Source organism: Streptomyces sp. URMC 126 (genome assembly GCF_051386555.1).
Taxonomy (GTDB): Bacteria; Actinomycetota; Actinomycetes; order Streptomycetales; family Streptomycetaceae; genus Streptomyces.
This window is the reverse complement of sequence record NZ_JBPQTX010000065.1, coordinates 12,930-27,574: the sequence shown is the minus strand read 5'-3', so window position 1 is coordinate 27,574 and position 14,645 is coordinate 12,930. Positions and strand designations below refer to the sequence as shown.

Sequence of the window (14,645 nt, the reverse complement as noted above, 5' to 3'; positions counted from 1 at the left end):
GGGGGGAGGAGCGGGAGCCAGGGGGGCCCGGGATCCTGCGTGGCTTCGGGCGCCAGTTGAAGCGGTACCGTGCACGGGCGGGGTTGGAGCGTGCCGAGTTCGGTTCGATGGTGGGCTACTCGGTGTCCGCGATCGCCGCGTATGAGCAGGGACGCCGGTGCCGCCGCCGAAGTTCATCGACCAGGCGGACGAGGGCTTGGACGCGGGTGGGGTCCTCCAGGAGATGGGGAGGCGGTTGCATTGCATGTGTACGCGATGTACGCCGTTCCGGGCCTGTTGCAGACCGAGGAGTACGCCCGAGCGGTGTTCTCGATCCGCCGCTCGCTGCTCGACGAGGACCGGATCGAACAAGGGCTGAGTGCCCGCCTGGCGAGGCAGGAGATCTACGCGCGCAAGCCGGGGCCGCTGATGAGCTTCGTCTTGGAAGAGTCGGCGCTCCAGAGGCCACTCGGGGTGGCCCGTTCACCTTGATCGACACACCTGAAGGGCGGAGGATCGCCTATGCAGAGGTGCAAGGCGACAGCCGTCTCTAGCCAGGGCAATCGAAGGTCCGGGAGCTTGAGGCCGAGGCGGGATCCTTCGAGCACAGGCCCTCACGCCGAGTGAGTCACTGGCATACGTAGAGAACCTGCTGGGAGAGACATGAGTATTGAGCCCTAACTGGCGTGGTTCAAGATCAGTTACAGCACGGGCGATGGAGGCAAGTGCGTCGAGGTCGCCGTCTGCCCTCACGTCGTCCACGTGCGCGACTCCAAAGACATAGGCCGCCGTGGCCTTGCGGTCGACGCGGCGGCCTGGACCGCGTTTCTCGGCTTCGCCGTCCGGTAGGGCGTTGGGTCTGCCCCTGGCGAGGTGCCAAGGGCAGACCCGTGTCCGGCAGGGCCCGCCGGCTACGCCTGTACGGCTTCGCGGACGGGCGGAGTCCAGCGCCCGGCGGCGATCTCCGCGTCCAGCCGGGCCTGGAAGTGGGCGTGGGCTGCCCTCATCTCGGCCTCTCGGTCGGCCCTGTAGAAGGGGGCCTGGTAGCCGTCTGGGGGAGGGGTACGGTCCGGGTCCTCCAGGTGAGCGAGGAGATCGAGGTAGTCCTGCTTGGTCTGGCCGTGGCCATAGGTGAAGGAGCTAGCTGCGATCTTGCGCCCTTGAGCGTCGAAATAGGTGGCCATTTCGAAGTCGTACAGCTGTGGGTAGCGCGACTGGAAGATGGTGACGAGTTGGTCAGCAGTGATGCCAAGCCAGACGGCGACCAAGGCGTCGAGTTCGACATGTGCTGCCCGACGCTCGTGCTCGCTGCGGAGAGGTGTGGTGTAGTCCCATGTCGGCTTGAGGCCGGCGGCAAGGGGCTTCAGGTGGGGCCAGTGGGGGTTGGCCCAGTCCTCGTAGCCCGCCCAGCGGGGGTCGAACAGCTCCGTCCATAGAGGGGCGTAATGGGTCGTGAGAGCGTTCAGCCGGAGGGTTCGGAGGAGGAGGGCAGGCGCAAGTGGGTGCCTAGGGTCGGGGGCTGGCAACTTCCGGGCCTCGCTGAGTCCGAGATTGGAGCGCCCTGTGATTCGTAGCAGGTAGTCCAGTGGGAGCGAAGCCCAAAAGCCTCCGTTGAGGGCAGTTGAGCGATTGCTCTTCAGGGCCAAGGAATGCACCGAGTGGACGTGGGCGGGGCCGGGTGGGATGAGGGCGGCTTGCAAACTACGACTGGTATTGAAGGGGATCATGACCCGCCAGGCCAACCGGAAGAAAGAGGTGTAGGGCTTTCCGTGCCAGCGGCTTTGGGCCTCCATGTACCTCACCTCATCAGCGGCGCGTACATAGTTGGTCACGGGGACGTATTTCTCAGGTAGTTGCGTCAGGGCGAGGAGATCCCAGTCCCTGTTGCTCCGGCAGGGGATCCTCGGCTCTTTCGAGAAGGGAAGCGCCGACGCGAAGTGTGGTCCTTGGAAGATGACGTCCCTGACGTCCGCTGCGGCCTGGTTGCCCCAGCGGATTAGGCCGTCTCTCTTGGCGGCGCCTTCGTCATATCCCGTTGTAATCAGTGGGTGATAGTCGGCGAGGGTGGCCGGAAACGCGGCGAGCGCATCGATGGCTCCTTGCTCGCCGCGGAGGACAGGATAGAGCAGAGGGGTCTCGGCTGCCGATCCCGTTGAGCCGGTCAGGGATTGCCATTTGGTAAGTAGTCCCATATTCACACGCATCACGCGTTCTCGGTGCGGCCGGATGTCCCACGAGCCGTTGTGCCTGATGCCGGGTGCCGAGCCATGACCGTCGTGGACTAGCGATTCGGGAAGGACTTGGGCAGCGCGGAGCTCGCTGAGGTGCAGAAAGTCAGGATTCTGTGCCGTGCCATAAATGTGCATCCCGAATTGTTGGGCCCAGTCTAGATCGGCGAACGCCCATTGGGCCGAGTTGACGAAATGGGCGTGAATGCGGAGGTGCCGGTATGCGGCTGCTCGGATGGAGCCCTCGCGTACACCCCCGAAGTGCGTGTCTGGATGGATCAGCCCTGCACTGCCATTCTGTGCAATGTGCTGCCACACTTGAGCCATGAAAGCCCGATAGAGGTCGCTCTTGGTGCCCACCAGCAGCGGATATGTGGCCGGACTGCTCAACGCCGCCGACACTCCGGCGTTTGTGGCCAATTCCTGTAGAAAATAGTTGCTGCCGGAAGCAGTCAATACGTCATCCTTGCGCAAGCGCCGCTCTGCCGTGCTTGGCTTCTCTGCCAGTACAAACCACGGTTCCAACTCGGCCAGAACCTGGTCCTCATACCAGCGCGGCGGCACCCAAGGCGGATTCCCCACCTGCAATTCAAACCCACCCCGCGCAAACACCTGCGCGAACTCCAACTCCCAATGGAAGAACCCCTGAGCCTTAGCCACATCCTTCGCCGTAGCCGCCCAAAGGAAGCGGTTCTCCAACCACTGGAACCGCTCCATGCCCATCCACTCGGGCAACTCGTCCTCGTACACCGACAGGTCGTCCAGCGACTCGAACGTCGACACCAGCGACTCGCTCGGCACATCCTGCGTCCCCAACAACGCCTCCGCGAAGTCAAGCCAGTCGTCCAGCCCCGCCAGCGGAATGACCTCCCGACGCTGCCCCTTGATCCGCTCCTCGCGGCGCCCCTTACGGCGGCGCGACACCGAATCACGCGTCAGCGTCATCTGCTGGGGCTCAGCCGCGAAACCCGGAAGGGCGTGCGCCTCCCAGGCCATCAGAACCCCGGAGTCCTCCTCACCGGCCGCCGAAACCCCCACCGCCTCCAACTCCGCCGCACGCTCCGCCAACGCCTCGGCCCGCGCGTACCGCTCATCCGTACCGTCCAGCAGCGACGCACTCTGCACGGGCCAGAACCACAGCGCGCACCACGTGTCCATGAGCGTCTTCAGCCGCCAGTAAGGGGTGTCCTCGGCCTGGAGGTCGGCCAGAACCTCATCCCGCTGCACGGCGACTTCGGGCCGCCGCAGCCACTCGTCCTCCGCGCCCCACACCGCGATCCGCCGCGAGATGTCCCGCTCCGACAGCTCAAGCCGCCGTACGACCAGCCCCCACAGGTACTCGGCCCGCCGGGCCAGCCCCTGAAGCCGGGCCGTCTGCCTGGCCGTAGGCGACTTCGTGATCGCCTTCCGCCACGCGCCCAGCGCCTTCGCCGCCTCCGGAGCGAGCGCCTTCGCCTCCTTCTCGGCGGCGACCGCGCCCCATTCCTTCGCCGGGAGGAGGAAGTGGTGCACCGAACCCTCCGGAAGCTCCGCACCCCCCACCGCGTCCGCCAACGGGAACCGCTCCGGAGTCGTCCCCAGCCATCCGCCCTTCTTCAGGCGGTCGGCCGCGTACACCTCCCGTCGTCCGCCGATGAGCGAGTTGCCGCGCCGCAGGTGCAGGCCGAACCAGGGGGCCTCCATGCCGGGGTGCATCGTGTTGAGCCACAACGACACCTCCGCCAGCTCCACAGCCGTCTCGTTGAGGTCGACACCGTAGGAGTTGTGCAGGGCGATGTAGGCCTTGGCCTTCTGGAGCTCGACGGCGTACTGCTCGGTGTCGATCGACTGGCCCAACTCGTGCTGCCGACGCCGAAGATACTCGGCCGCGACCTGGTTGATAGCCTCGTTGAGGAACGCGCCCGAGCCCAGCGCCGGCTCGCAGATCTTCCAGTTCAGCAGATCCTTGGCCTCGGTCTCCTCGGTGAGCAGCTGCTGGAGGGCCAGCTGCACGGTGACCTTCGTCAGCGACTCAGGCGTGTAGTACGACGCGGAGGTCTGCCGGTCGCGGCCGGAGAGGCGGTAGACGAACGAACCGGGGGTGTACCGCACGCGGACGTCCTCGCCCGTGTGCCTGTCCCGGCGCCGTACGAACACCGAGTCCGGGTACTCGTCGATCTTCGACTTGGGGACGAGCCAGGAGCCGTCCTTCGGGTCGCCGCCCTTGGCGACCTCGTACAGCTCCTCGCCCGCGATGAAGCCGCTGTACGACATCAGGCCCTCGTACACCGCGCCGAGCTGGTTGATGCCGAGCTGGGCGTACGAGATGAAGCCGCCGCGTTCACCGCGCTTGCCCTGGGTGATCATCAGGCTGTGCAGCACCTGGTGGAGCGTGGCGTTGCGCAGACGGGTGTCGAGGTAGCGGACGGACTCGCCGCGGGCCAGGGCCTCGTCGGAGTCGAAGCGTGGGTCAGGGAGGCTGTCGTTGCCGATCAGCCGGATGGCGTCCCGCTCGAACAGCTTGCTGTGCAGCGGTTCGAAGCGCAGACCGACGTCCTCGCTGGTCTTCGCGTCGACGTCGACCGGGGTCGGCTGTACGCCGTGGGTGCGGCGCGGGCGGTAGCCGTCCTGGACCTTGCCGAAGAGCAGGTCCAGGGACTCGTAGAGGTAGAAGCCGTTGCGGGCGTGGTCGCTGATCGGCTCCCGGTCGGCGATCAGCTCGGCGAGCCGGCCGAGCCCGTACCCCTGCTGGTACTCGGGGTAGTCGGCTGGGAGGATGCCCAGCTCGGGGCGGGCCTCGGCGTAGAGGAGGAACAGGATCCGGTAGAGGTAGCGAAGCGACTCGCGGGTCAACCGGCGTCCCAGGTCGGGGAGTTCGCCGATGTCCTCCGGGCGCAGACCCTGCTCGCGAAGCCGGTCCAGCACCTCGTTCGCGATCAGCTCGACGCTCTTGCGCAGCCCGTCGCGCAGTTCGCTGGAGACCCCCACCGCGTGCTTCGCGGACTTGCCGACGAGTTCGGCGAGCGGGTTCTCGCCGCCCTCCTCCGGCGTGCGCAGCGAGTCCGCGCCGAACAGCGCGGCCACCGTGTCGAGTTCGCCGCCGGCCTTGGTGTCGTTGCGCTGGAGCGCGGTGTCCAGGGAGACGCCGAGGTAGCGGCCCTCGCCCCACACCGCCCGGTCGGCGAGGACGATCACACCGCCGCCGAGCAGTAGCACGTACCGGGGCGGCCGGTCGCCGTCGACCTCCTCGCAGGCGAACAGGAACGAGGCCAGCTTGGAGCCGGTCTCCACGGCGGCCGGGCCGTCGAGCGGCACCGGTTCCAGCAGGCGGCCCCGGCCCTTCGGGTCCAGGGCTGCGTCCGGTTCGGCGGCCCAACCGCAGTCCACCGCGACCAGACCGTTCTCGGCATGTGCGACCGGGATCTCGTACGTCTGCCCCGCGCGCTCGACCGTGAGCGTGCGCGGCTTCGCGTCGTACCCAAGAGCGCGCAGCACATCGGCGTTGAGGGCCCGTACCCGCTCCCGCCACTCCGGCGCGTGGTACGTCAGCGTGTCGTCGTCGGTGTCACGTACGGCGATGATGCCGTCCTCGTCCTCGGGGAGGGCGAAGAAGGACCGGGCCCGGAAGTAGTCGCGGCGCAGGGCCCTCAGCCCGGCGCGGGGGGTCACCGGCAGTTCGCCGCCACCGGGTGCCGCCGTGACGAGCGGATCGGCTTCCGAGGCGACGGCATCCCCGGCGGGCGGCTTCGCCGCTTCCTCACGTTCCTTCCACGCCTGCAACAGGCCCGACTTGAGGTCCTTCGGCAGCACCTCGGCCAGATAGTGGGCCGAGAAGTAGTCGCCGCGGTTGACCAAGGAGTCGTACGTCATGACAGGGCTTCTCTCAGAACCGGGACGGGGACGCGACCGGGATGGTCAGGGAGACGGGGGGCGGTCCGTCGTCGCCGGGCTTGCGGTCAGCGTCCGGCAGGAGCACGGCGAGGACGCGCAGCAGCGGCCGGCCCGTTGTCAGGAGGGAGTCGGCGAGATCGGCGAGGCGCTCCTTCGTGCGCTCCCCGGCGAGGGTGGGCTGGCGCCAGGTGCCGAGCCGCTGCTTGTACTGCTCGATCGGCTCGCGCAGTGGCTCGTCCCAGGCGTCGCGGTGGGCGTTGAGGAACGCCTCGGCCGTGTCCAGCACGTCCGGGAGGGCCTCGCGCAGGGGCGCGGGATCGCGGTAGCGGAGCTTGTTCGCCATGGTGGGGCCGACACCGCAGCGGCGCAGCAGCGACACCATGTCGTCGTCGACCAGCCCTTCCTTGGTCGCCTTCAGCCAGGTGACGCCCATCCACTTCACGACGGTGGGCCTGCCCAGCTTGTTCGAGTAGACGCCCTGGACGAGATAGATGGGCTCCACCACGTTCGCCGTGATCATCGGGGCCTCCTGGCGGCCCATCCCGACGAGGACCTTGTCGGTGAGCCACTCGACGACCGGGTGCAGGTCCGTCAGCAAGGAGATCTCCGGCCAGCTCGACGTGGACGACTCCCGGGCGCGCTGGAGGGAGTGTTCGGCGAGGCGGCGGTTGAACGTCACGAGCAGCCGCTCGCGCAGCCGCTGCTCGCGCAGGTAGTCCATGGGGAGGGCCTTAAGGCGGTGGACGAGTTCCGTCGGCGGGCGGAACGACAGCAACCCCGATTGCGGGTCGCGGTCCAGGTCCAGCCGCTCACGGGCGTCCGGGTACACCTCGCGCAGCGCTTCGTCCAGAAAGTGCGCGGTCGAGTCGAAGAGGCGGGGGATTACAGGGCTCGCGGCGGCCCGGCTGCCCGACGACACCATGGCGGGAGCGGAGCCGCCGGCCTCCACAGGGTCCGCGGGTGGGGCTTCCTCGCCGACCGGGCCGAAGAAGTCCGCGAGGAAGTCGTCCAGGCCGGCGTCCTCGCCGTCCGTGCCGGAGCGGCGGGCGTTCAGGGACTCGTCGACGGTCCGGCCACGCAGCAGGTCCTGGATGAGAGACTTCTCCTCCGCCTCCGCCCGGTACAGGCCAGTCACCGCCTCCGCCGTGCCCAGGGAACGGTGTGCCTGGTCCTCGCGTTCCAGCAGCCGCTCGGCGACCACCGTGTCGTCCTTGGCGCCCTCGACCTCGCTGGTCAGGATCAGTGCGCGGAACTCCGGAGGGCGCGCCTGCCCGTACCGGTCGATACGGCCGTTGCGCTGCTCGATCCGGATGAGCGACCACGGCACGTCGTAGTGCACCAGCTGGTGGCACTGGCGGTGCAGGTTGACGCCCTCGGAGGCCACGTCGCCGGTCAGCAGGACCCGTACGGGAGTGTCGGCCAGGCCGAACTCCTCCACACAGGCCATCTGTTGCTCGTCGGAGAGGCCGCCGTGCATGATCCGGACGCAGTCCCGAGCGGCCCGGCCCTTGAAGCCCAGCGCCGCGGGCAGCACCTCGGCCAGCCACTCCAGGGTCTGCACGCGCTCGGAGAACACCACGACCCGTTCCTCGGAACCGGGCCCGACGCCGATCTCTTCGCGGAGCTGACGCACGAGCGCGGCGAGCTTCGCGGAGTCCGCCTTGGTCAGATCGGCTGCCAGCTCCGCGAGCCGGTGCAGGGCGGACAGCTCGGCCGCGGTGCCGCGCGGGTCGTCCTTCTTCTCCAGGGTCTTGATGCGCGCGGAGACCGTCGCCCGCAGCGCCGCGTGGGAGGACAGGAACGATTTCAGCAGCGTGTACGGGAAGAGAGGCACTGAGCTCACCGAGGGGCCGCCGTCACCGGGCAGCCAGACGGCCGCCAGCTCCTCGAAGATCTTCTCCTCGGCGGGGGTGGCTGGGCAGTGCACGGAGTGGGAGGGGCCGCGGTCCGCCCACTGGCCCTTCATCTGCTCGCGCACCTCGCGGCTGATCTTCGTACGGCGGATGAAGAGGTGCTCGATGTCGGCGGCGCGGTAGTTCTCCGGGTCCCGGATCGCCACTGGGTCGAGCAGGCCGATCAGCTCGGCGAATGACTTCGCGTCGCCGTTGTGTGGGGTCGCCGACGCCAGGATCAGGGCGTCGGTGCGGGGGGCGAGGGTGCGTGCGAGCTGGTTGCGCAGGGAACCGCGGTTGATCAGGTTGTGCGACTCGTCGATGACGACCGCGTCCCAGCGGATCTGCTCCAGATGGTGCCGGTACTGGTCGGTGTTTTTCAGGGTGTCGATGGAGACGATGACCCGCTTGAACGAGGTGAAGGGGTTGCGGCCGGCGGGGATCTCCCGCTGGATCCGCTCGATGCCGACCGAGTCCAGCCGCACCAGCGGGATCGCGAACCGCGTCCACAGCTCGTGCTGGAACTGCTCCAGCACATGCTGCGGGGTGACGACCAGGATGCGCTCGCCCCGGCCGCGGCGGATGAGCTCGGCCAGCGTCAGGCCGATCTCCAGGGTCTTGCCGAGGCCCACCACGTCCGCGATCAGCAGGCGCGGGCGGAGATTGGCGCCGGACAGGGCCAGCTCGGCGGGGCGCCGCTGGTACGGCAGCGGATCCATCAGGAACGAGTCGGCCAGGGCGAGCCGGCGCTCCGACTGGGGCAGCGCGGTACGGCGCAGCACTGCCTCCAGGAACAGCCGGGAACGGCGGTAGTTCGGGGAGTCGTCCATGACCAGCGCGGTCGCGCGCGGGTCCAGCAGCTCGATCCGGTCCAGCCCGGAGAAGAACACGGCCTCCTGGTCGCGCACGAACTCCGACACGCCGACGACCTCGATCCGGGTGCCGTCCTCGGCCGTCGGCATCGAGCTTCTGACCAGCCACACCTCGTCCCGTACGACCACCTGGGCACCGGCCGGGTACTGGTCCTGCTCCTGGCCGGTAGCGGCGCCGCTCTGCTCCTCGCTGGTTTGGACGGCGGTCACCCGTGGCCTCCTGAGGCGGTTCGGTCGTACATGGGCAGGCCCGATTCTGGGCCCGCCCATTATCGCGGGTCTCAGGGGCGTACGGGCCAGGAGGTACGTATCAGAAAGGGGCACTGGCCGCGTATGCCTCGCGCAGCCGCTGCGCGGTGATCCGGTTCTGTGCGGAATGCCGTAGCGAGCGCCGATGAGCGCTGCCACTGCCTCCGGCGCTGCTGCGTGCCGTCGGGCGGGTCGACAGCCGACTGCGGTCCGACTTCACCGCTGTCTCGTCCGCCGACCGCCGCCCGGCCGTCGGGGCGTCGGCCGTGCGGTCTGCGGGTGGCGGCGAGGGGGAGTCGACGCGGGCGAACAACAGGCGTGGATCCGTCGGCCCAGGCGCGGTAGTCGGTGGCATCGGCGGGGTGGGCAGCCCGGGCTCTTGACGGGTGGGCCGGAACCCGCCCGATTCCTGCCGGGCCGTTCCAGGGGCGGGCGTTTCCGCCTCGCGTCCACCGGGCGAAGCGTCGGCCGTCCCGGTACCCGCCCTTGCCGCCGACGCCGGCGCGGCAGGGCGGTCCACGGCGAGCAGGTCGTCGAGGACGTGGGCCGGAGCAGCTGTGTAATTCGTGAGCCTGCGCCGGGCCTGGGCGATCTTGAGCCCACGCGCCTCGATCAGCGCCCGGCACTGCCGTACGACGTCGTCAAGCGCGGGCCGGTCCTGGGGACGGTGGGCCAGCATCGCCGTCAGCAGCGGCACGAGCTCCTCCGGCGCCCCCGAGAGGTTCGGCGCGGTCCCGGGATCGACGACCTGGTGGAACAGGAGATGGATGTTGTCGGCCCGGTAGGGGGCGTGCCCCGATGCGGCGAACAGCAGCACGGCGCCTAGCGCGTACACGTCGACCGCCGGGGTCAGCGGCTTCTCGCCGTTCGCCTGCTCGGGCGGCATGCAGGAAGGCGTACCGACGACCGTGTTGGCCGCGGTCAGCGACACGCTGGACTCCGCGAACACCGCGAGCCCGAAGTCGATCACCTTGGGTCCGTTGGGGCCGAGGAGCACGTTGGCGGGCTTCAGATCACGGTGCAGCAGTCCCTGCTTGTGCACGCTCGCCAGTGCCTCCGCGAGCGTCGCGCCCAGCGAGGCGGTGAGCAGGGCATCGAGCGGGCCATGGCTGCTCACATGCCTGCTGAGGTCCAGCCCTTCGACGTACTCGGTGGCCAGCCATGGCGGGTCCGCCTCCGGGTCGGCGTCGAGGAGGGCGGCGATCCGGGCTCCCCAGATCGTCTTGAGGATCTCCACCTCCTGTGCGAACCGCAGCCGGGTCTCGGAGTCCACGACGGACGGCTTGATCACCTTCACGGCGGCCGGTTCCCCGCCCGGCGACTCCCCCAGATACACCTGGCCCATGCCGCCCTGCCCGATCCGCCCGAGCAGCTCGTACCCGCCCAGCTCGGACGGATCGTCGGGGTTCAGGGGCGCGATGTGCACGTAGGGCCTCACATTCGGGACAAGCGGCCGGGGCAGGCGTTCATCGTCACGCTAGACCACTCCCTGAGCGGAGAGTACGTGCGGATCCGTGCGGTGGACGCATGGTGAGTCACTCTTCGTCGGCCGTCCCAGTGTCCGGCTCAGTGACCGGGGGCAGCGTGGGCGGAGCTTGCGTCGGCTCGGGTCGCCGGCCGACGGGCCGGTACCCCCGCTTCTCGTTCGGGTCGAACAGAGGGCGCGTCTCGGTCACCGGTCGTGTCTCCGTCTTCAGTTTCGGGAGCCTATTCAGTCACGGGGGTACTTCGATGAAGTCGAGGACCTCCACATCATCCATACGAATATAGATCCCGCCGGAATGTTCCAGCGGGCGTTCGAAGAGTCCGGACTCGGACAGAGCCCAAGCGGTCTGCAGATACAGGTCCGGGGCTTCCGGGTAGCTCGACGTGTAGGACTCCTCGCCGTAGTACCCGCCTGTCCAGCGGCCGCTCTTCAGCCGCGCACGCACCAGGCAGTGGCTACGACTCTGGAAGATCTTGTCCCACGCAGTGGGGACCGGGTCGTAGGCGGATCGACTGCCTCGCGCGCGAAGCCAGGAGGACAGCCACGCGGTGACGGCCGGCACCACTATCAGCAGTGTTGCCGCGGCCAAGGCCGTGACGCGCGGGTTCTCCGCAGCGCCGGTCAGCCAGCCGCGGCGGCGGTCGTAGACGAGACGCACCAACCATGGGCCTGCGAGCAGGACGTAGACGGTGTCGAGAGCGATGCCGGCCGTCACGGCGCGAAGTATGCGCTCGCCCAGGTCTCTGTGGCCTGGAGCCAGCCCGCGGGCGCGTTCGCGGACGAACTGGTAGGTCGCGCCGGGAAGCACCAGGAGGAGGACGATGACGACCTGGGTGACTGTCGTGGGCGCGTGCGGCATCGCTGTGTGTCCTTCCGGATAGCGGGCGCAGGAGGCTGCCGAACTGGTGGCCTCATGTCCAGTAACGTCACGGTGACTTGCAGGTGTCGCGGACATAATGCCGTGGCACTTTGTGCATCGCTGGGGAGACTGGGGACAACCGATGCGAGACAACCTGTTCCGGATGCGTACCACCTGGGTGGGCAGCCTCACGGCTAGGGTCTGTCGTGAACTCGGGCCCGCCCTATGCCGCCGCGGGATGTTCCCCTCGTGGGTCGCGGATGACCAACTGGCGCTCGCCGCACTGCTGGGCCGCATCGCTGTGGAGGACATCAGAGGCAGCTCTCCGCAGGTCATCAGCGCCCACCTTCTATCGACCGGCCTTGTCGACGGCAGGGTGCCCGAGGCTGTGGTGGTAGGCGACCTCGTCATGCCTGTCCTGCGCACGGTTCGTGAGCAAGGGGTTCCGTGGGAAAGGTGGTGGGACGTGTCCGGGCTCCACGAGTTGCTCATCGAGTTGTGGGCTGGGCACCGGCTGTCGACTCAATCCAAGGAGACAGTTCGTGAGGAACTGGCGAGTATATGGCGCATCCCGGACCATCTTGTTAAAACCGTCCTCCAAAATGCTGCAGATCCCTATGCCTCGTTGCCGCCGGACCTCCTTCACGAATCCGCCACAGGAAGGGCAAGCGCATGCTTTCAAGCCCTTGTCGTCGACGGCTGGGTCAAGATCGCCCGCGTTGAAGACCTCCTGCAGGCCAGGCCGGGGCTGACTGACAGGCCTGATCTTGCGGAGGTTGCGAAGCGCCTGCACCGCCGCATTGATCTGGAGAACGCGGTGAACCGCATTAGGAATCCTTCAGCCGAGCTCTTGGCGGGGCTGCGTGGGGATCTTGACGCGTGGGACGCCCAGATGGATCAGCTGGCTTCTCACCTGACGGCATACGAGCTCACGTTACTGAAACCCATGACAGAGGACGATCGGTACGCGGAAGAGTGTCTAGTGGCTGGTAGGAGCCTATATCAAGCCAGACTGCTGGTGGACGACGCCCTGTTGTGGAAATCGAATACCGGCGCCTGGAATTCTCCTGTGCCCGACTGGATGATCGAGGAGATCGTCACATGTGGAACGCGCTTCTTTCATACGCAGACGGGTCCTCACCCCATCTGGCTGGCCACTGCCGAAACGGACATGCATCTTGCCGTCATGCGGGCATTGGAGCGACCGGGCGCACGGTACGGATTCGGAATCGAGGAGTACGACAATGGTCTGAGGCTGTGGTTTTCGTTTCCCACGCCCCTGGGCGACCCCGACCCCCCGCTCCTAGCCCCTTACACTTATTCCCTGTCCTGGGTGGAACACGCCTGGGAGCTTCTGCATCTCGCAACTGTCGGCTATACGCGCCTCACGGTCGTCCGGATTGTCGGTGATGGCGAACTCAAGGTAGTAGGAAGCATCTGGCTTGCATTGCCCGAAGAAGTGTGCACCCGTAGCAAGGAAGCCGCGATCAGAGCACTCCGCCGGCTGATCGGCGGCGAGACGCAGTCGCTGAGGCAGCGAATTGCCCTCGAAGGTCAAGATCAGGCCGCAGAGGTGGCATTCCGGAGCTGTGAGAACGCAAAAGGCGAGGACATTCATGAAGAGCTGGCCCCTGTGTCCGACGTCCCTGAGTACCGGAACTTCATGGGTGCCGCACGTGGCCTCGCGCGTGCGCGCGCTCGGTACGCCTCACGTCTGCTCGACCAGGAACCTCCACATGAGACGAGCGCGGAGTTGAAGTCTGCACTCGAAGAGCGGCAGCGGACTCTGGAACTCTTCCGGGCAGCTACGGGTCATGGGAACGGAAAAAAAACAGTTGCAAGCGGTGACCCCTACAGGCTTCCGCTGGACGAGCAGGCGGTGTTCATACACCTGATCAACCGGTATGGAAGACTTCAGCTCGCAGCGTCTCGGACGCGCGCGGGGCGCCCGTACTTCGACCTGGTTACATGCGAGGAGATCTCCCTCGGCAATCTCGCGGACATGGTGGACGAGTGGAGGCTCCACTCAGCGGATCACCCCGGATCCACCTGGCATGACCAGATGGAACGGCTCGTCACCGAGTGCGGTGGGCTGGCGCGAGCCATCGTCGAGATGACCGCGTCCTATGGATGCGATCGGTTGATGCTCAGCCCCACGGTTCCGTTGGAACTGTTGCCCATCCATGCCGCTCCACTCAGTATCGAGCGTACCCTGACATTGAGTGATGCCTTTGACCGCATCACTTATGCGCCCACAGCTCGCCTCGTGTCCGCCATTCAGAGGTCCCGGCGACATGTTGCGGGGATCGAGGTGCTGGTGGTCGCGCACGGTGGCGGCCACCTTCCCGACGTCACCTCGATCGGCGGGCCGCTCCACGAAGCCGCGCTGATCAACGACCTTCACGGCAGCGCGAAAATACTCGAGCAAGAGGCAGCGACCCCGGCTCGGGCCTTGCACGCGATGTCCAGGGCGCGAATCGTCCACGTGGCATCACATGGCCTACCGCATCCGAATCGTTGGGCCGCAGGGCTGGCGTTGCACGGCACTTCGCTGGGAGAGGCCACGCTGACGGCAAGCAGAATCCTCGCTGAGGGCGACTTCTCCAGCGTTGACCTGGTCGTCCTGAATGCGTGCCGAACAGGTGCGCACGAAGGCACTGGACGAACTGTGCAAACCCTGCGCAGCCTTGAGTCCGCGTTCCTGGCCCGCGGAGCAAAGGCAGTCATCTCCACACTGTGGGAGATCACAGATCTGCAAGGCGTCGTGTTCTCCGCCTTGCTCCACGCCCACCTCGGCGCCGGCATCGAACCCCATACCGCCTTCGCCGCCACCATTCGCTACCTTCGTGCGCATCAGTGGCGAGAGCCCTCTCAGGGAGGGCCGGGGTTGTTCGCCGGCTTGGCCATCAGCTCGGTACTTCCGGACTGGCGACGTTACATGGACCAACAGGTATTCGAGAACCCACTGTTCTGGGCTGCATTTAAGATCACTGGGACAGTGTGAGTCGCATTTTAGCTCAGGTCCCGATGGCTTGGCCAGGCGCCTCAGCCGCAACTCGTACGGGTGCCGTGCCCCGCGAGGACGAAGCCATCCGGGCGCGACCGGACTTCGCTTGGTACGCGGAAATGGGAGTTTCACTGGCTGTTGCGGACGCGAAGTAGGAAGGTGGGCAAGTCCCACGGTTACCCGGACGCCAACCTTTGCCAGAT

At 67.2% G+C, this 14,645-nt stretch carries 6 protein-coding genes and 1 pseudogene; 3 read left to right on the top strand and 4 right to left on the bottom strand.

Annotated features, from left to right (window positions below):
• Together ACSNOK_RS11000 and ACSNOK_RS10995 are read left to right on the top strand one after the other, a co-directional pair.
• A pseudogene (locus tag ACSNOK_RS11000) lies at positions 1–646 on the top strand (helix-turn-helix domain-containing protein); the annotation flags it as partial.
• A gap of 14 nt (positions 647–660) precedes the next feature.
• Positions 661–828, top strand: a complete 168-nt coding sequence (locus ACSNOK_RS10995) for a DUF397 domain-containing protein (RefSeq protein WP_436780431.1) — start codon at positions 661–663, stop codon at positions 826–828.
• 62 nt (positions 829–890) lie between these two features.
• Here the strand turns inward: ACSNOK_RS10995 and ACSNOK_RS10990 are convergent, their stop codons facing one another.
• The 4 genes from ACSNOK_RS10990 to ACSNOK_RS10975 form a co-directional block, all read right to left on the bottom strand.
• Positions 891–6,056 carry a class I SAM-dependent DNA methyltransferase gene (locus ACSNOK_RS10990; RefSeq protein ID WP_436780430.1) on the bottom strand — a complete coding sequence of 1,722 codons (5,166 nt, stop codon included), beginning with the start codon at positions 6,054–6,056 and terminating at the stop codon, positions 891–893.
• A gap of 13 nt (positions 6,057–6,069) precedes the next feature.
• Positions 6,070–9,051, bottom strand: a complete 2,982-nt coding sequence (locus ACSNOK_RS10985; protein WP_436780429.1) for a DEAD/DEAH box helicase — start codon at positions 9,049–9,051, stop codon at positions 6,070–6,072.
• 100 nt (positions 9,052–9,151) lie between these two features.
• Positions 9,152–10,516 carry a serine/threonine-protein kinase gene (locus ACSNOK_RS10980; RefSeq protein ID WP_436780428.1) on the bottom strand — a complete coding sequence of 455 codons (1,365 nt, stop codon included), beginning with the start codon at positions 10,514–10,516 and terminating at the stop codon, positions 9,152–9,154.
• A gap of 289 nt (positions 10,517–10,805) precedes the next feature.
• On the bottom strand, positions 10,806–11,435 hold the full coding sequence (locus tag ACSNOK_RS10975) for a DUF6338 family protein (protein WP_436780427.1): 630 nt from the start codon (positions 11,433–11,435) through the stop codon (positions 10,806–10,808).
• 142 nt (positions 11,436–11,577) lie between these two features.
• Between ACSNOK_RS10975 and ACSNOK_RS10970 the strand changes: the two genes are divergently transcribed.
• Positions 11,578–14,439 carry a CHAT domain-containing protein gene (locus tag ACSNOK_RS10970; RefSeq protein ID WP_436780426.1) on the top strand — a complete coding sequence of 954 codons (2,862 nt, stop codon included), beginning with the start codon at positions 11,578–11,580 and terminating at the stop codon, positions 14,437–14,439.
• Positions 14,440–14,645: the final 206 nt, after the last annotated feature.

What these genes read in the sequence shown, in the direction of transcription:
- ACSNOK_RS10990 (WP_436780430.1), bottom strand. Translation starts at nt 6,056, where the DNA reads ATGACGTACGACTCCTTGGTCAACCGCGGCGACTACTTCTCGGCCCAC.
- ACSNOK_RS10970 (WP_436780426.1), top strand. Translation starts at nt 11,578, where the DNA reads ATGCGAGACAACCTGTTCCGGATGCGTACCACCTGGGTGGGCAGCCTC.
- ACSNOK_RS10975 (WP_436780427.1), bottom strand. Translation starts at nt 11,435, where the DNA reads ATGCCGCACGCGCCCACGACAGTCACCCAGGTCGTCATCGTCCTCCTC.